Origin of the sequence: Erwinia aeris, from assembly GCF_041224955.1 — a bacterium.
Classification (GTDB): Bacteria; Pseudomonadota; Gammaproteobacteria; order Enterobacterales; family Enterobacteriaceae; genus Erwinia; species Erwinia aeris.
This window is the reverse complement of the sequence record NZ_JBGFFX010000004.1, coordinates 214,311-230,895: the sequence shown is the minus strand read 5'-3', so window position 1 is coordinate 230,895 and position 16,585 is coordinate 214,311. Positions and strand designations below refer to the sequence as shown.

At 56.4% G+C, this 16,585-nt stretch carries 16 protein-coding genes; 8 read left to right on the top strand and 8 right to left on the bottom strand.

Annotation, left to right across the window (positions count from 1 at the left end; all coding sequences use genetic code 11):
• Positions 1 to 2: 2 nt before the first annotated feature.
• Positions 3 to 1,103: an efflux RND transporter periplasmic adaptor subunit gene (locus AB6T85_RS09550; RefSeq protein ID WP_253456444.1), complete on the bottom strand. Its 1,101-nt coding sequence runs from the start codon at positions 1,101 to 1,103 to the stop codon at positions 3 to 5.
• A gap of 442 nt (positions 1,104 to 1,545) precedes the next feature.
• Here AB6T85_RS09550 and AB6T85_RS09545 point away from each other — a divergent pair, with 442 nt between their 5' ends.
• The gene (locus tag AB6T85_RS09545) at positions 1,546 to 2,874 is read left to right on the top strand and encodes an MFS transporter (protein WP_253456447.1); all 1,329 of its coding nucleotides are present in this window, start codon (positions 1,546 to 1,548) and stop codon (positions 2,872 to 2,874) included.
• 72 nt (positions 2,875 to 2,946) lie between these two features.
• On the opposite strand, the gene AB6T85_RS09540 is transcribed toward AB6T85_RS09545, so the two are convergent.
• Positions 2,947 to 5,010: an AsmA family protein gene (locus AB6T85_RS09540; RefSeq protein WP_369895395.1), complete on the bottom strand. Its 2,064-nt coding sequence runs from the start codon at positions 5,008 to 5,010 to the stop codon at positions 2,947 to 2,949.
• Between the two features lie 60 nt (positions 5,011 to 5,070).
• Complete coding sequence (gene pdeH / locus AB6T85_RS09535) at positions 5,071 to 5,844, bottom strand: cyclic-guanylate-specific phosphodiesterase (protein ID WP_125289307.1); 774 nt, start codon at positions 5,842 to 5,844, stop codon at positions 5,071 to 5,073.
• Between pdeH and AB6T85_RS09530 the strand changes: the two genes are divergently transcribed.
• From AB6T85_RS09530 to AB6T85_RS09515, 5 genes are all read left to right on the top strand, one after another.
• Positions 5,821 to 6,054, top strand: a complete 234-nt coding sequence (locus tag AB6T85_RS09530; protein ID WP_301730614.1) for a hypothetical protein — start codon at positions 5,821 to 5,823, stop codon at positions 6,052 to 6,054. The two genes, pdeH and AB6T85_RS09530, sit on opposite strands and share 24 nt — an antisense overlap.
• Complete coding sequence (gene kdgK, locus AB6T85_RS09525) at positions 6,051 to 6,986, top strand: 2-dehydro-3-deoxygluconokinase (RefSeq protein ID WP_253456455.1); 936 nt, start codon at positions 6,051 to 6,053, stop codon at positions 6,984 to 6,986. The genes AB6T85_RS09530 and kdgK overlap by 4 nt, the downstream gene beginning before the upstream one ends.
• 3 nt (positions 6,987 to 6,989) lie before the next feature.
• On the top strand, positions 6,990 to 7,295 hold the full coding sequence (locus AB6T85_RS23760; protein WP_440135765.1) for a tlde1 domain-containing protein: 306 nt from the start codon (positions 6,990 to 6,992) through the stop codon (positions 7,293 to 7,295).
• Between the two features lie 100 nt (positions 7,296 to 7,395).
• Positions 7,396 to 7,584 carry a hypothetical protein gene (locus tag AB6T85_RS09520; protein WP_369895393.1) on the top strand — a complete coding sequence of 63 codons (189 nt, stop codon included), beginning with the start codon at positions 7,396 to 7,398 and terminating at the stop codon, positions 7,582 to 7,584.
• 759 nt (positions 7,585 to 8,343) lie between these two features.
• Positions 8,344 to 9,219, top strand: coding sequence for an alpha/beta hydrolase (locus AB6T85_RS09515; RefSeq protein WP_253456460.1), 876 nt, complete (start codon positions 8,344 to 8,346; stop codon positions 9,217 to 9,219).
• 243 nt (positions 9,220 to 9,462) lie between these two features.
• Here AB6T85_RS09515 and AB6T85_RS09510 read toward each other — a convergent pair whose 3' ends face one another.
• Together AB6T85_RS09510 and AB6T85_RS09505 are read right to left on the bottom strand one after the other, a co-directional pair.
• Positions 9,463 to 10,962: a M16 family metallopeptidase gene (locus tag AB6T85_RS09510; RefSeq protein WP_253456463.1), complete on the bottom strand. Its 1,500-nt coding sequence runs from the start codon at positions 10,960 to 10,962 to the stop codon at positions 9,463 to 9,465.
• A 227-nt stretch (positions 10,963 to 11,189) separates the two neighbouring features.
• Complete coding sequence (locus tag AB6T85_RS09505; RefSeq protein WP_253456466.1) at positions 11,190 to 12,476, bottom strand: dicarboxylate/amino acid:cation symporter; 1,287 nt, start codon at positions 12,474 to 12,476, stop codon at positions 11,190 to 11,192.
• Between the two features lie 371 nt (positions 12,477 to 12,847).
• Here AB6T85_RS09505 and AB6T85_RS09500 point away from each other — a divergent pair, with 371 nt between their 5' ends.
• Together AB6T85_RS09500 and AB6T85_RS09495 are read left to right on the top strand one after the other, a co-directional pair.
• On the top strand, positions 12,848 to 13,195 hold the full coding sequence (locus tag AB6T85_RS09500; protein ID WP_253456469.1) for a type II toxin-antitoxin system RelE/ParE family toxin: 348 nt from the start codon (positions 12,848 to 12,850) through the stop codon (positions 13,193 to 13,195).
• Complete coding sequence (locus AB6T85_RS09495) at positions 13,188 to 13,502, top strand: addiction module antidote protein (RefSeq protein WP_253461162.1); 315 nt, start codon at positions 13,188 to 13,190, stop codon at positions 13,500 to 13,502. Before AB6T85_RS09500 ends, AB6T85_RS09495 begins: the two co-directional genes overlap by 8 nt.
• 155 nt (positions 13,503 to 13,657) lie before the next feature.
• Here the strand turns inward: AB6T85_RS09495 and AB6T85_RS09490 are convergent, their stop codons facing one another.
• The 3 genes from AB6T85_RS09490 to hmsP all read right to left on the bottom strand — a co-directional run bounded on the left by AB6T85_RS09490 (position 13,658) and on the right by hmsP (position 16,464).
• A complete protein-coding gene (locus AB6T85_RS09490) occupies positions 13,658 to 14,086 on the bottom strand; it encodes a type II toxin-antitoxin system VapC family toxin (RefSeq protein ID WP_301730610.1) in 429 nt (142 codons plus the stop codon).
• The gene (locus tag AB6T85_RS09485; RefSeq protein ID WP_253456475.1) at positions 14,083 to 14,337 is read right to left on the bottom strand and encodes a type II toxin-antitoxin system prevent-host-death family antitoxin; all 255 of its coding nucleotides are present in this window, start codon (positions 14,335 to 14,337) and stop codon (positions 14,083 to 14,085) included. The genes AB6T85_RS09490 and AB6T85_RS09485 overlap by 4 nt, the downstream gene beginning before the upstream one ends.
• Positions 14,338 to 14,478: 141 nt before the next feature.
• A complete protein-coding gene (hmsP, locus tag AB6T85_RS09480; RefSeq protein ID WP_253456478.1) occupies positions 14,479 to 16,464 on the bottom strand; it encodes a biofilm formation regulator HmsP in 1,986 nt (661 codons plus the stop codon).
• Between the last annotated feature and the right edge of the window lie 121 nt (positions 16,465 to 16,585).

Genomic DNA, 16,585 nt, shown 5'->3' with positions numbered 1-16,585 from the left:
CCTTATAACGCTTCGCTGGCGGCGACCTGCATACCCGGCCTGACGCGCTGCGTGCCCGCAACGATAACCCGATCGCCTGCGGCAAGGCCGGCGGTGATGATATAGCGCTGTCCAATCTGCGCGCCGACTTCAACAGGGACTTGCTCTACGTGCTGCTGCCGATCCACCCGAAACACGAAGTAGCCGCCGCTGTCCTGCTGTAGCGCCGGCGCGGGCAGCAACAGCCGTTCCTGCGCCGGCGGCTGAAGCTGCACCTCCACCATGCCGCCCGGCAGCAGCAGGTGCTGCGGATTGGCGAAGGCCAGGCTTACGGCCACGGTGCCGGTTTGGTTATCAATATGATTATCCAGCGCAAAGAAACGGCCGCTGTAAGGGTAAGCAGCGCCATTGGCCAGCTGAATGCGGGCCGTTATCGCCTCATTCGCCTGCTGCATATCGCCCTTCAGCGTTTTCTGCCAGTCGGCCAGATAGTCGCGCTCGTTGATGGCTATCACCACGTGCACGGGATCGAGCTGCTTCAGCCTGACCAGCGCGCCGCGGGCAGGATTAACCAATGCGCCTTCGTGAATAGCGCTGTGGCCTGCGCGTCCGCTAATCGGCGCGGCGATGCGGGTGAAAGCCACGTTCAGCCGCTGGGTCTGTAAAAGCGCTTCGGCCTCTTTCCGCGCGGCGCGCGCCCTGTCGCGCTCGGCCAGGGCGTTATCCAGCTCGGACTGACTGACCGCCGTCCCCACGCCCAGCCGCTGCAGGCGCGCAAGGTGTAGCTGTGCTTGCCGGGCCTGCGCCGCCGCCTGATTGACCTGTGCCTGGCTGCGCGCCAGCGCGGCGTGATGCTCTGCCGGATCGAGATCAAACAGCGGCTGCCCTTCGCGGATATTTTCACCGTTTTTGAAATAGCGTTTGACGATAACGCCTTCGGTTCTCGCCATCACGTCAACCTGCCGGAGCGCCTCAACGCGCCCCAGGTAGCGGCGAGGATGGGCAATTTTTTCGCGGGTAAGCGTGGTCACAGTCACGGCAGGCGGCGGCGCAGCGGTAACCGTAAAGGTAAACAGCAGCAGCGGTAAAAGGCGCGTCAGCGCGCGGGTGGGAGTCAGTGGCATCCGGGCAAAACCTTCCAGAAATTCAGCGGGGAAAAGTGTCAGGAAGTTTATTGACCAGGCCGTCTGACGAGCTGTTTTCGATCAGGAAAAAGCCGAATGACGGCAGAAAAGCGGGGTTGATTTAAGGTTGATTTAACCGGCGCCGACATGCTTTGTAACCGCCCGACGGCGCGTACCCTGAATGCCGCCCTCAGCCGAAAATGCCGCCGGGTGCGCAAAAAGCAGGCTGGCGCAGGCATTTTTACCTGAAGAGATACTTTTTATCGCATCTTTGCTGGTGGATCTTGCCATGAAAAGGGCGTTTCGCCCGGCTATCAGCCAGCGCCGACGCTATCTTACGCACGATCCTCTTTTCCGCGCCTGCACCCCGGCTGGCCACCATTGAACGAACGGGATCCAGTGCGTAAGATTCCTTTTCACGTATTAAAAATAAGAAACAATTATGCAAGCCTCCATCGCACCATCGCTCGACGCCGAACAGGACACCCAGCCCGTCAATTCACGCGGCAAAGTGGTGATCGCTTCGCTGGTCGGCACCGCTATCGAATTTTTCGATTTCTATATTTACGCCACTGCGGCGGTAATCGTTTTCCCGCATATTTTCTTCCCGCAGGGCGATGCCACCGTCGCAACGCTACAGTCGCTGGCAACGTTCGCCATCGCCTTTATTGCGCGCCCCATCGGCTCCGCGCTTTTTGGTCACTTCGGCGACCGCGCGGGCCGTAAAGTCACGCTGGTCGCGTCGCTGCTGACGATGGGCATTTCCACCGTAGTTATCGGCCTGCTGCCGGGCTACGAAACTATCGGCGTCTTTGCGCCGCTGCTGCTGGCGCTGGCGCGTTTTGGACAGGGCCTGGGGCTGGGCGGCGAATGGGGCGGCGCGGCGCTGCTGGCGACCGAAAACGCCCCGGCGAAAAAACGTGCGCTGTACGGCTCCTTTCCGCAGCTTGGCGCACCCATCGGTTTCTTTTTCGCTAACGGCACTTTCCTGCTGCTCTCGTGGCTGTTAACCGATGAGCAGTTTATGCAGTGGGGCTGGCGCGTGCCTTTTATTCTCTCTGCGGTGCTGGTGCTGATCGGGCTGTACGTGCGCGTTTCGCTCAATGAGTCGCCGGTTTTCGCTAAAGTTAAAAAAGAGAAAAAGCAGGTCAAAATCCCTATCGGCACGCTGCTGTCGAAGCATATGAAGGCGACCATTCTGGGCACCTTTATCATGCTGGCGACCTATACGCTGTTCTATATCATGACCGTCTATTCCATGACCTATGGCACCACGCCGGCGCCAAACGGCTTAGGCTTCCCGCGTAATACCATGCTGTGGATGCTGATGCTGGCGGTGATCGGCTTTGGCGTAATGGTGCCGATTGCGGGCCTGCTGGCCGACCGTTTTGGTCGCCGCAAGACGATGATTGTGATTACGCTGATGATTATCGCCTTTGCGCTGATTTTCCCTTCGATGCTGGGTTCCGGCAGCCAGTGGATGGTGATGGCTTTTCTGCTGTGCGGCTTAAGCGTGATGGGGCTGACCTTCGGCCCGATGGGCGCGCTGCTGCCGGAGCTGTTTCCGACCGAGGTGCGTTACACGGGCGCGTCGTTCTCTTACAACCTGTCGTCGATTCTGGGCGCTTCGGTCGCGCCTTATATCGCGACCTGGCTGGCACACAACTACGGCCTGTTCTACGTGGGACTCTACCTGGCGGCGATGGCCTGTCTGACGCTGTTCGCGCTGCTCGCCAGCCGGGAAACCCGCCACGAGTCGCTGTTCGACTAATCCGGCTCGTGATGCTGAACCGGCCCTCGGCAGTTTGGCAAAAAAAAGCCCGGCGCAATCGCCGGGCTTTTTTTATTTCTTTTTCATCTGCTGCAGGACGTTAACGCACTGGTTCTGCTCATTATCGCTGGGCGAAATCAGCGCCAGCAGCGCGGCGGCAGGCGCTACTACCGCCCCCAAAGCTACGGCCGCAGCGCCACGGGCAATCAGCGGCCCGGCTTTTACGCCCGCGTCGGGATTTTTAAAGGTGCCCTTGACGTAAAGCGGCGAACGCAGCGTGACGATACGCATTCCTTTACTCTCTGGATTAATCGAGAGATCCAGCCGTTCGTTAGCAAAGTTCGTGGTACCGGTGATGTTGATCACCGCGTTCTCCGTATCGAAGACAAAGAGTTTGGTCGAGGCCACCCCGTTCGCCACGTTCAGATCGGCCGCCGCGCAATTGATACGCACTTCGTCATCGCCGAACAGCTTGCCAACCACATAGTTACCTACGTTAAGACCGACGATTTCCATCAGGCCACGGCTGATCACGCCGTCATTCATCAACAGTTTTACGCTGCCGTCGCTGGTCGCCAGAATATCGGCAACGGAGTTGCCCGTACCGCTCAGCGTGGCGTCACCGTTGATCTGTCCCATGCTGCTTTGCATCGACTCTACGCTGGAAAACAGCTGCTTCAGCTTCAGATTACGCGCGTGAAGATCGGCGCGCGCCCGCATCGGCGAACGGTCGCCTTCCATGCGGATGGTTGAATTAAGGCTGCCGCCCGCCACGCCGAAACGCAGCGGATCCAGCAGCAGATTGCCGTTTTTCAGCACCAGATGCGTATAGAGATCGCTGATGGGCAGGGAATCGCTGTGTTCGATACGCTTGCCGCTAAACTTCACGTCGGCGTCCATTACGTCCCAGTTTTTGGTATCGAATCTGTCGTGCGGCAGCACCCGATCCGCAGGCTGATTAGGTGCCTCGCCTCTTTTCGCCTTCGCCTGCTCGGTTTTATCACTGCCCTTACCGGATTTAACGCCGATCAGCGGCCCCAGATCGGCCATGCGCAGCTGGCGTGATTCCAGCGAGCCTTCCAGTTTAGGGCGCGGCTTCACCTGGCTGTAGGTCAGCGAGCCGTGAATATCGCTGTCGCCGATATGGCCGTTAAAATCGTTGTAATGAAAGACCGGGCCGCCTTTCTGTTGAAAACGGGCAATCAGATGGCCGTCGGTTTCATAAGGCGGCGTATCCGGCAGCAGCACGCCGGTCAGGCCATACAGGTTCGCCAGCGTATCGCCGGAGAAGCGCAGGCGGATATTCAGCCCGCCCAGGTTCATTGGATCCTGCAGGTTGCCCGCCACCTGCACGCGCGTGGTGCCGTTACGCACATCGGCCTGAATGGGGAACGGATTGGTTTTGCTGCGCAGCGAGAGCATGCCGCCGAGTTTACCATCGCCGGTCAGCTTCTCATCGTTATAGGTCCCGGCCGCTTTCCAGCCGAAAACAAAGTCTGATGCGCCCTTCTGACCCGCTTCATCCTTGCCGCCTGCAATCTGCGCGTAGGGAACGGGCTTGCCCAACGGATTGACCGTCACCTGCACGTCCGCCTTGTTGATGGCGTCACGGTAAGCGATTTTTGCCTGATCGAACAGGATGTTGTCCATGCGGAAAGTCCACGCGGAAGGCTGCGCATCGGACGAGGCGCTGTCGCTGGCGGCCAGGTCAAACGTCCAGTTATTTTTGCCCTTCGCCGTCTGGATCAGACGCGTATCGGGCTGCTCCAGCTTGATCCACGGGATAAAGATTTCTTTATGCAGCAGCGCCAGCGGAGAGAGCGTTGCGTCCACGCGCTGCAAATGCACCATCGTAATATCGTCAATAGCAGGCGGGTTGCCCAGCAGGATATCCTGCGCGTGCACGTGCGGCCACGGCACCCAGCTGCGCCAGCCCGGCTCGTCGCGATTACGCTCCCAGGCGACGCCCAGATCGCCGCGGATGGCGAAAGGACGATTCAGCTCTGTGGAGACTTTCTGGTTGATAGTTGGCTTCAGGCGGTTCCAGTTAAATGTCGCGATAACTACCACTACCACCACAACCAGCAACAAAAAAATCCCGACAATCCAGCTAATTACTTTTCCTGTGCGCGACACTGTTTATCTCCTTGTTCGCTTCGTCTCCTGTAAAGATAGACGAGCAGAGAGAAAACGGTATTACGCCAGCTTTAGCGGCAGCGTTTCCAGCCGATCAAATGGCATAGGGTGCGCGAAATAATAGCCCTGCGCCGCGCAGGCGAACGAGTTCTTTACCTGATGCCACTCCTCCAGCGTCTCGACGCCTTCTACAATCACGCCTTTGCAGTAGCGGTTGATCAGCGCCAGCAGCATATTGAACAGGCTGCGGCCCTCTTCCGATTTTCTCAGCAGGATAAACAGCTCGCGTGCCAGCTTGATATAGTCATATTTCAGCTCCGATAGCGCAGAAAAATTCGCCATGCCCGAGCCGAAATCGTCCAGCCACAGCGGCCCCAGCTCCGGGATCTGTGCGACCAGCGCTTCCTGCGGCAGCACCTGATGTTCCACCAGTTCAAAACGCACCCACGGACAGCGCGCGATAAGCTGGCGAACCAGCGGATTGTGCTGGACGGCCTGTAGCGTCGGGCCGTCAATATTGACCGAGGCCACCATGCCGCCTTCGATAAATTTTGTTTTCCACTTCTCCAGCAGTTCCAGCTGCTCGCGAACAATCAGCATCCGCTCCGTAGCGTCAAGCGCGGCAAAATAGGACTCCGGCGATACTCTCTGGCCCGGCGCGGAAGGATGAAACACCGCAGTGAGCAGCTCAATTGCCATCAGGCTGCCGGTTACCCGGTAGATCGGCTGAAACGTGTAGGTGCGCTGGCATTCTCGCCAGTAAAGACGCTCCTGCTGCTGCTGTTTCACGACAGTTGAGGGAGGAAGCCGGTGTCTGATGTTCTTCAGCACCATATTAAGATCCTTGTTATTTTTGAGGCCGTAATGGGTGGGGCTTCTGCAATCAGTATCGGCATTCGCCTGGATAACTTTATCGCGTTCTTTGCGGCTAAAGGGGCTCGTGAGGCCTGCGCTAAAAAAATAAAACAGCGTTTTAAAATATTGACTGCGGCGGTCAGCACGGCGAAACTGGGGCAAAAAAACGTAGCGAGCGGAATATCATGACCAGGAAAAATATCGCCGTTATCGGCGAATGTATGATTGAGCTGTCCCAAAAAGAACAGGGCCTGAGCCGCGGTTTTGGCGGCGATACGCTGAATACGGCGGTCTATCTTGCCCGTCAGACCAGCCAGCTGGCCGTCCATTACGTCACCGCGCTGGGCACGGATACGTTCAGTAGCGATATGCTGGCGGCCTGGCAACAGGAAAAAGTGCAGACCGGGCTTGTCCAGCGCATGGAGAACAAACTGCCCGGCCTTTACGTGATAGAAACCGACGCCCACGGCGAGCGGACTTTCTATTACTGGCGCAATGATGCGGCCGCGCGCTTCTGGCTGGAAGGCCCGCGCGCCGAGGAAATTTGTCAGCAGCTGGCGCAGTTCGACTATCTCTATCTGAGCGGCATCAGCCTGGCCATCCTGACGCCAGCGGGTCGCGAAAAGCTGATAACGCTGCTGGCGCGCTGCCGCAGCAACGGCGGCAAGGTTATTTTCGACAACAATTATCGTCCCCGGCTGTGGGCTTCCGTTGCAGAGGCGCAGGCCGCTTACCGGTCAATGCTGGCCGTGACCGACATCGCCTTCCTGACGCTGGACGACGAGCATTTGCTGTGGGGCGAAACCGGCGTGGAAGGCGTCATTGCCAGAACGCATGAAGCCGGGGTGTCAGAGGTCGTTATCAAGCGCGGGGCAGAAGCCTGTCTGGTTTCCGTAGCCGGCGAACCGATTGTGGAAGTGCCTGCGCAGGCGCTTCCCGCCAGCCGTATTGTGGACACCACCGCGGCCGGTGACTCGTTTAGCGCCGGCTATCTGGCGGTACGCCTGAACGGCGGCGACGCGGCAGAGGCAGCAAGAAGAGGTCATTTGACGGCCAGCACGGTGATCCAGCATCGCGGCGCGATTATCCCGCTCTCCGCCATGCCTGATGTACTTGCCTGACGCCTGTTCCCCCGCGCCGCAAAACGCGGCGCGGGGGAACAGGCAGGATGCAGGAACGATATCGCGTTTGAATGCCTTAATTATAAAGGGCCGCTGCCACGCGGCAGATATCACATTGAACGTCCTGAAGCCGTACATCGTTCTGCAGGAAAATATGTTTTACGCCTCCCCCCCTTGCCGGGGAACAGCATGTGTAACAGGGATGGGTTTCTTATTCAGGATGATAATGGCAAAGGAACTGCATCCACAGGCTGTATTGTCTCACTTATAATCGGCAAAAAATTGCGGACAGCAGGGATCAGGAGCTAATCGTACAATGAGAAATAGTCTCTAACAGCGTTATTTATCTGTACACATGGGTTTGCGGGCGCCAGCCTGCCTTGATATAAACAGGAGCATTGGGATCAGTATGACCGATGCCCTGATTGAAGATTCAGGTATCAAGGAGAGCGATATTCTTTTGCAGCAAACTAAACTGACCCTCGTCAGTGCGAATAAAGTGACGCCTGAGCTGGCAGAGCTTCTGGCCAGGAAAAGCTATAATTCAGAAAGCGAGCACTTTACCCCGATTGAAAAATACAAGGAAATTTTTCTGTAGAGCAATGCTCAGAATATTATTGTCCAGTATGATTATATTAATCATAACAATAAACACAACATCACTTTAGCGTCACTTCTGATCGATGACGACGAATGCTCCGTGAAGTTTAACGGCTATATTATAGTAAAACGTGAGTTTTAACCGATCACAGCCAGCATCCGCCGGGGAAAAAGCTACACCCTATTATTTCAATTTCGCTCGCTAAACTTTAGCGTTATATTCACGCCTGCATAAGAACGAAATTAACCTCTGGGAATCGGGTGCTGTAGCTCCCTTTAACGCGCTGAGGCAACAGGCAGCAAAGAAGCAAACGGGTAACAGGCAACAGCAACAGCAACAGCAACAGGTAACAGGTAACAGGTAACAGGCAGTAAGCACCAAATCAACAGATTACACAGCAGCGGTTTGCGCCGGGCGGGCAAATTTAATGATATTTACCCTAAATTTTCCATCTTACCTAAGCCAAATAAAAAGTGGATTATCCAGAAAGCGATGCCAGGTAGCTTTTAAAAATTTAACGTCAATTATTTCCTCTCAATAAAAAACAAACTTCCAGCATTTAATACTACTCATTTCTGCTGTCTTATCGCGGCTAAAATACCTGCTAAACTTCCTGGATAAATTCTGAAATAGATGAAATTAAGCGCTGAATAGTGGACGGCTTAGCCCAAAATCGGTGATGCTGAATTTATTACCATAAGGTATTTGAATTTTTAGCTTCGCCTGTATGACCAATAAGGCGGAGCGGGAGCGTTTATGAAAGCCGACATTATCACTATCTGGCCCCACGGCGATGCGCCAGGCGCCAGCGATTCACGCGTTAGCCCACAGATTGTGGATATGGCTAAAGAATATGAGCCTTTCGATCGTGCTGCTTCGGGCGTGCGTTGCCCGGAGCTGGCGTTCTGGTATCCCGAAACCTCCAACGGCGTAACGCTGCTGGTTGCGCCAGGCGGTGGTTTCGAGCGCATTATGATCGACAGAGAGGGCAGCGCGCTGGCGATGTTCTTTACCTCTATGGGCTATACGCTGGCGGTGATGACCTACCGTTTTCCGCAGGACGGCCACCATGAAGCGGCCGAAGCGCCGTTAGCAGACGCCCAGCGCGCCGTGCGCGTCTTGCGCCATCGCGCAGCGCGCGGCCTGAACGGCAAACGGATAGTGATGATGGGTTTTTCAGCCGGAGGCTATGTCGCGGCCAGCGTCGGCACGCGCTTTGACGAAAAGCTTTATCCTGTGCAGGATATCGCCGATTCACTGGCCGCCAGGCCCGATGCGCTGGTGCTGCTCTATCCGGTGATCAGTATGCGTGAAGGACTGGCGCACGCCGGTTCACGGCAGCAATTGCTGGGCGACTGCCCGACCCAGCGCGAAATCGAAGCCTACTCTCTGGAAACCCGCGTAACGGCGCAAACGCCGCAAACGCTGCTGATCCATGCCGTTAATGACGAATCGGTGCCGATTAATAACAGTATGGTGATGTTCAGCGCGCTGCGTGAGCACGGCGTGCCCAGCGAACTGCATTTCTATGAGAAAGGCGGTCACGGCTTCGGCATCCGCAACGTGGCGGATCTGCCGCTTGCCAGCTGGCCGATGCTGGTGAATGAGTGGCTGCGCGCGCGCAAGTGGTAGCGCGCGACCGCGGATAAGAGCGAATCTGGTCTACGCTACGCAGCCTTAATTAAGCGACTGCGCCGGGATTGCCAATCAGGCTTATGCAGCCTGACTGAAAGCGCCTGCGACGAGTGCTAATCTGGCCGCAGCCTGGATGAAAGCGCCTGCGACAAGTTCTAATCTGGCCGCAGCCTGACTGAAATCGCCTGCGGCCGATTGAGCTGAGCCGCAGGACGAAAAAAGAACGCCGCCCCGGGTCGATTAATTCTGCGTGGCGGGGATATCCGACACTTCAGGCCGGGTCTCGTCCACCGCTGACGGAGCGGCTTCAGCGGCAGGCGCAGGCTGCATAATTTTCTGCCAGCCGTCGTAAAGCGCCTGCACGTTGGTTTCCGCCTCGCCCTGCGGCTGCATCAGCAGCATGGTCAGCGGCTGCGAAAGCTGTTGGCGCAGCTCCTGGTTCATCATCTGCAGCGTCAGCTCTGACAGGAACTTCTGCCGCAGCTTCTGGTACTGCTCAGGGGCGATATCCACCACCGCATTCTGCTGCGAGCGCAGGCGCTGGCTCATCAGCACGTCCGTATTGGTGCGCGCGTAGGTCGCAAACAGCTTGTTCAGCTCGACGGTTTTCTGCGCCATCAGCGCGTCGAACTCTTCCTGCGGCAGACCGTTATCGCGAATATTCGCCATCTCATGCGCGATCAGGTTCAGATTAGGGGCCAGCGTGTTGTTGTCCGCGTCCAGATTAATCCCGCACTGAGCGCGCTGATAAAGTACCCGACAGTCAAAGCCGACCTGCACTTTCTGCGCTTTATTGTCGCTCAGTACGCGCTGTACGTGCCAGAAAAGCGCCTCGCGCGCCAGATCGCTCTGCCAGTAACGCTGTAGATTTTGCGAATCGCGGATCGGCTGCCACGGGTTATCCCACACCAGCGACAGGCGATCCTGGTTCAGTTTAGCGTTGACCAGATTGACAGGCTCCTGCGGCAGGGAAGAGAGCGTCGGCACCGGCGCGGGCGTCTCACGTTTGCCCTGTAGCGGCGCAAAAGTGCGGTTAATCTGTTCCACCAGGCCACGGCTTTCCACGTTGCCGACCACGAACAGCGTCATGGCGTCCGGCGTATACCATTGTTTGTAGAAAGCGTTCAGCTTTGCCATATCCACCGGCGTGCTGACCGGCGAAGCGGGATCGTGGCCTAACAGCGCGGAGCCTTTCAGCCGGTAGCGCCACCAGGGATCCTGCGGGTCGGCAGGCCAGGTAGCGATAGGATCGTCGGCGTTCAGCGCGGTATTAACGGTCTGCTCGTTGACCGTCATATCGCTGACCGTAGCCGCCAGCCAGTTCATCGCTTCTTTCAGCACTTCAGGGCGGTTGTTAGGCAGGCTAAGCGAATAAAGCGTGAAGTCATACGAGGTCACTGCGGGCGGCTGAGGGCGATCCGGATTCATGCTTTGCTGCCACAGCGAGCGCTGCTGCGCGGTGTCCAGCCTGGCGTTATGCACCAGCGCCAGGCGCGGCAGCAGATGGCTGTAGCCTGCCTGCTGGGTGCTTTCCACCAGCGACCCGGCATCAACCATCAGGCGGACTTCCACGCGGTCGCTGGGACGCTGCGGCGTGGTCAGCACCTGCCAACGAAAACCGTTCTCCAGTTTTCCCTGCTGCCAGGCGGGATCGGGTTGAAGAGTTTCAGCCTGCACCGAACTGCTGGCGAAGGCCAGCGCTATCCCACCCACTAAAAGACGAATTGTGGTGCCCTGCATGTGAACCCCTACTCAATCACAAACCAATAAAATCGCTGGTGGCCTACGGCTATCGGTGGAAAGGATAACTCAGGGAAGCCGACGAATAGCTTCTTAGACCACGCGACGGCGGGGATGTCCCACCGCAAAGTGAAAAATAGTCAAACAATGGGGGTTATTATGCAAATGCCCGACGTGAGGGCAAGTCACGTCGGGCATTTCGGCGGGATATTTATGTTATTAACTGCTTACAGGCGGGTTTCCGACAGTTTTTTCGACTTTTTCGGTGCGTTAAGCGTCGCTTTCAGCTGTTTTTCATCCAGCTGGTCAACCCACTTCGCGACCACCACCGTTGCCACGCCGTTGCCGATAAGGTTGGTCAGCGCGCGCGCTTCAGACATAAAGCGGTCGATGCCCAGAATCAGCGCCAGGCCCGCGACCGGCAGATGACCGACGGCGGAAAGCGTGGCGGCCAGCACGATAAAGCCGCTGCCCGTCACGCCAGCCGCGCCTTTTGAAGAGAGCAGCAGCACCACCAGCAGCGTGATTTGGTGGACAATATCCATATGCGCGTTGGTCGCCTGAGCGATAAACACGGCGGCCATCGTCAGGTAAATTGAGGTGCCGTCCAGGTTAAAGGAGTAGCCCGTTGGGATCACCAGGCCCACCACCGATTTTTTGCAGCCCAGCTTTTCCATCTTATCCAGCATCCGCGGCAGCGCAGATTCGGAAGAGGAGGTACCCAGCACGATCAGCAGTTCTTCTTTGATATAGGCGATAAACTTAAAGATGTTGAAGCCGGTAACCCGTGCGATCAGGCCCAGCACGATCACCACAAACAGCACGCAGGTAATATAGAAACAGATAATCAGCTGGCCGAGCTGCACCAGCGATCCCACGCCATATTTACCGATAGTAAAGGCCATTGCCCCGAAGGCACCGATCGGCGCAAGGCGCATAATCATATTGATAATGCCGAAAATGACCTTCGAGAAGCTGTCGATAAAGTTAAAGACCAGCGTGCCTTTGTCGCCCATGCGGTGCAGCGCAAAACCAAACAGAATGGCGAACAGCAGCACCTGCAGAATATTGCCGCTGGCGAAAGCGCCGATAACGCTGCCGGGGATAATATCCAGTAAAAAGGCCACGATGCCCTGCTGTTCCGCCTGCTGCGCATAAACGGCGACGGCTTTGGCGTCCAGCGTAGCGGGATCGACGTTCATCCCTGCGCCCGGTTGCAGCACGTTCACCACGATCAGGCCGATAATCAGCGCGATGGTGCTGACCACTTCAAAATAAAGCAGCGCGACCGCACCCGTACGGCCGACGGCTTTCATGCTTTCCATCCCGGCGATCCCTGTCACCACGGTACAGAAAATCACCGGCGCGATAATCATCTTGATCAGCTTAACGAAAGCGTCGCCCAGCGGCTTCATCTGCGCGCCCAGCTCCGGATAAAAATGCCCCAGCAGTACGCCGACGGCGATGGCGGTTAGCACTTGAAAATAAAGGCTTTTAAACAGGGAAGTTTTCATAAAATATCCGTTAACGGCCTGGATGGCGGGTGACGTGGCTATGGTTATTTTGACAACAGGCCAAAAATAACACTGCGTTAACTGGATTGATATAATCTGATAAACATTGCGCGAACGGAGACGTGATTTTAAGAGCTGAATCACTTCAGCAGCGGTGAAATGGGGTTTCAGCCAGGCTGGTTTTCTCAAAAAAAGCACTGTACATGAAATAATAATGTATCCATTCAGTCGTTCCTTAACGCTGCTGCAACGAAGATAGTGAACCCTGCAGATACGCCATTCAGGGCAAGAAATTTTATTAAACACCTTGCTCACCTGTCTTATATAAAAGACAATTAACACACAAGGGAAAGCGTGGAGGATGCCAGGAGATGGCATATAAGATTAGTCGTTATCAGGACAGGAAAGGCAATGTTCCTTTTGCAACATGGATGACGACGCTACGTAAAAAACAGCGGGAAGCGGCCGCCAGGATCGATAATCAGATCGATCGCACCGCTGCCGGGAATTTTGGTGACCATAAATTCGTGCGCGATGGGGTTTGGGAAATGCGCATTAACCACGGGCCGGGTTATCGTGTTTATTACGCTATAGAAGGAAAAACCGTCATTCTTCTTTTTTACGGTGGCGATAAAAACAGCCAACCTGCTGATATCGCTAAAGCCATTTCTTATTTACACGATTACAATGCGAGGAAAGATTGTGACAACCATTCATAAAACAGCTAAAAACTTTCCGCCTACGGTCGATCATGATGCCGCAACGATTGCAGAGCTGAAAGCCGATCCGACTTACGCCGAAACCTACCTACAAATTGCGCTGGAAAATATTTATGAGGATGGCGGTATCGCTGCCTTTTTAACGGCGTTACGCCGCGTGGTAGAAGCTCGCGGAGGGATTAGCGAGATCGCGAAAAGATCAGGGCTTTCTCGCCAGCAGCTTTACAAAACGCTGTCGGCAACCGGAAACCCGACCCTGACCACGCTGACAGCAATCACCCGCGCTGCGGGCGTCAGGCTCAGCTAGTCCCGCAACAGATTGAGCAACCTGCGGCCCTTAAAAATAGAGGCGCTCGAACTCCGCGATCGGTAACGATTTAAACTGACTCAGCCTATGCCGAGATCATTCAGCAGTGAATACCGGCATAAAAGTACGTGAGGGCTTTGTTAAAACCTGAGTGACTATTTTTGCCAGCACCAGGGGTTAAGCAGCATCACGCCCAGCCCGGCAAAGTCTTTAACGTTACGGGTGACGAGCGTCATATTGTGGCAGTAAGCGATAGCGGCAATCATGGCATCATTGGCAGGACGTCGGTCGGGTATATGTAGCCCCGCGCAATAAACGGCGGCTGCCGTGTCAAAAGGCAAAATACGATCTTTAAATTCCGGCATCACCAGGCGTGTAAACCAGCCGCGCAATATCTTTTCCTGGCGAGGATCTTTACGGGCAAGATTAAGAATGCCCTTTTCAATTTCCATCACGGTAATAGCCGAGATAAACATATCTCCTGCATCGACAGTGTCAGTCCAACACGCCACCGCAGGATCTATTTTTGGCGTCCGTGCCTTACGAAGCTCAGAAACCACATTGGTATCAAGCAAATATCTCATGAGAAATCCACGTCCCTGAATACGATATTTTCACGTTCTGGCTCGAAGTCCATCTCCGCCGCCTCTGGCATGGCAAGCGCATCCTGAATATTACGGCTTGAGCCGGTCAATCTTTTATAGTCTTCAAAAGTCAGCAGTACGTGGGCAGGCTTACCGCGATCCGTAATGTAAACCGGCCCGGCTTCTGCGGCCCGTCTGGCGGCCGAAACGGCCTGATTGAACGCCCGGCTGGACATTGTGGTGACAGACATATTGCCTCCCATCGGCGGATGATGTAGAAACGTAACTACATTTTACGCCTGACGTGCAATATTTCAACCATCGACTTTTGCTTCCGCCAGGCCGGGATCAAAGGCGTGCCGGTTGTTTCTTTCAGTCACAAAAGCCCGCCCTTAAAAATAAAGGCGCTCGAACTCCGCGATGGGTAACGCGCCAGCGTAGAGATAGCCCTGCCCGATATGAATGCCGCGCGCCAGCAGCCAGTCGCGCTGCTCAACGGTTTCCACGCCTTCGGCAATCACTTCCAGCTGCATGATCTCTGCGATAGCCGCCACGATACGCACCATGGCGTTCTCTTCCGGCAGCGGGCTGACGAAGCTGCGATCCATCTTCAGCTTGCTGACCGGCAGCGACTTAAACTGGCTCAGCCAGTTTAAATTGGCGTAGCCCATGCCAAAATCGTCCAGCGCGACAGCGACGCCCGCCTGCTGCAAATCGTTCAGCAACCGCAGCGCCAACGCTGGTTCACCGACCTGTGCCGTTTCGGTAAGCTCCAGCATCAGGCTGCCTGGCGCAATCTGATACTGTTGGATCAGCGTTTGCAGATGCGCCACCCTGTCCGGTTCGCGCAGCTGCACGGCGGAAATATTCACGCTGAGCGGCAGCGTGATACCGCGTTTTTGCCAGCCAGCCAGCACGCGACAAGCCTCTTCAAATACCCAGCGGCCCAGCGCGTGGATCACGCCGGATTCTTCCGCGCTGACGATCAGGTCTTCCGGCAGGCTCCAGCTGCCGTCCGGCTGACGCATACGCAGCAGCACCTCTGCGCCGACCGGCTGGCCGCTGCGCATATCAATCTGCGGCTGCAGGAACAGCGCGAACTGCCCGTCGCTCAGCCCCTGCAAAATATCGTGCTCCTGCGTCAGCCGCTTATGCGCCCGTTCGGTCATGGTGGCATCGAAAAAGAGGATCTGATTTTTCCCTTCAAGGCGCGCCGACATCATGGCCGACGCCGCCCGGCTCAGCAGCTCCGTCGCGCTCAGATGAGCGTCTTCCCGCGTCGCCATACCGATGCTGAGGCTGGGCCGGATCTGCATCTCATGCAGCATAACAGGCTGGGTCAGGCGCAGCAGCAGCAGCCGGGCCATGCGCATGGCGCGGACAGGCGTAGCGCGTTTCATCAGCAGCACAAAATCGCTGTCCGACAGCTGGCCGGTCAGCGTCTGCCCGTCGATGCAGTTGCGAATTTTATCCAGCAGCGTCAGCGTCAGCGCGTCGCGCTGCTCGTCCGCCACCACGCCGTTCGCTTCCTGTAGCGTCTCGATGCGCAGCACCATCAGCGTGAAGCCGTCTTTATCCGCTATTGCGTTGATGTGCTGCTCAAGCAGCGCCAGGAACAGCGTCTGATTGGGCAGATTGGTCAGCGCAACGCGCGTAGTCAAACGACGCATCTCATCGTGCACCGTCTCGATAACTTGCTGATTGTGGTTATAACTGCGGATCAGCATGCCCAGCTCGTCGTCGCGATGGCGGGCGGGCAGCGCCAGCTGATGGCCGATCGCCTCCTGCGGCGGCAGATCGTGGAGCTCGGCGGCGATCCTGCGCAGCGGCCTGACGATCAGTTTATTAATGCACCAGCTGATAGCGACCGACAGGATCAGCGCCAGCAGCAGGTAGGTCGTCACCATGGTGGAGAGCGCGCTGAGGATAAACTGATAAACGCGCCAGGAGTCCGCCTGCAACACCAGCAGCGCCAGCGGCTTGGGGTTGGAAGGCCCCACCGAATAGAGCGGCACCGTGATTTGCACCGGCAGTTCAAAAATGGTGGCGATAAGCTTCGGCACCGGCTTCGTCGGTTCAAAATCGGTGTGCAGCGTCTGTAGCCCGTTGGGCAACACGACCTCGGCGCGCGCCAGAATACCGGCGGGCTTAAGGGAATTAAGAATACGTTCAGCCTGGCCGATATCCGCCTTCAGCACCGACTGCGACAGCGGCTGGCGCACGGTATGCGCGACGTTTTCCATCTGCTGGGCATAGTCAATCCTGCGCTGCTGCACAAAATGGAAAAGTTGAATGACGATAAAAATCAGGATGGTAACCACCGCGACGCCGGATACCGTCGCCATCTGTTTTATCGTTAACGAACGACTAACGCGCAAGCCTGTTCTCCGCAAAGCTGACTGCCGCCAAAGCGGGCGGCAAAAACAGCCCTGAGTATATCCTATGACAGGCGCTTGTTAAGTTATCCCTTGCAGCCAGGGGTCGATTAGGTGTTTTCCG

Excerpts from the sequence above, each read along its gene's own strand:
- AB6T85_RS09550 (WP_253456444.1), bottom strand. The coding sequence starts at position 1,103 with ATGCCACTGACTCCCACCCGCGCGCTGACGCGCCTTTTACCGCTGCTG.
- AB6T85_RS09545 (WP_253456447.1), top strand. The coding sequence starts at position 1,546 with ATGCAAGCCTCCATCGCACCATCGCTCGACGCCGAACAGGACACCCAG.
- pdeH (WP_125289307.1), bottom strand. The coding sequence starts at position 5,844 with ATGGTGCTGAAGAACATCAGACACCGGCTTCCTCCCTCAACTGTCGTG.
- kdgK (WP_253456455.1), top strand. The coding sequence starts at position 6,051 with ATGACCAGGAAAAATATCGCCGTTATCGGCGAATGTATGATTGAGCTG.
- AB6T85_RS09520 (WP_369895393.1), top strand. The coding sequence starts at position 7,396 with ATGACCGATGCCCTGATTGAAGATTCAGGTATCAAGGAGAGCGATATT.
- AB6T85_RS09515 (WP_253456460.1), top strand. The coding sequence starts at position 8,344 with ATGAAAGCCGACATTATCACTATCTGGCCCCACGGCGATGCGCCAGGC.
- AB6T85_RS09510 (WP_253456463.1), bottom strand. The coding sequence starts at position 10,962 with ATGCAGGGCACCACAATTCGTCTTTTAGTGGGTGGGATAGCGCTGGCC.
- AB6T85_RS09505 (WP_253456466.1), bottom strand. The coding sequence starts at position 12,476 with ATGAAAACTTCCCTGTTTAAAAGCCTTTATTTTCAAGTGCTAACCGCC.
- AB6T85_RS09500 (WP_253456469.1), top strand. The coding sequence starts at position 12,848 with ATGGCATATAAGATTAGTCGTTATCAGGACAGGAAAGGCAATGTTCCT.
- AB6T85_RS09490 (WP_301730610.1), bottom strand. The coding sequence starts at position 14,086 with ATGAGATATTTGCTTGATACCAATGTGGTTTCTGAGCTTCGTAAGGCA.
- AB6T85_RS09485 (WP_253456475.1), bottom strand. The coding sequence starts at position 14,337 with ATGTCTGTCACCACAATGTCCAGCCGGGCGTTCAATCAGGCCGTTTCG.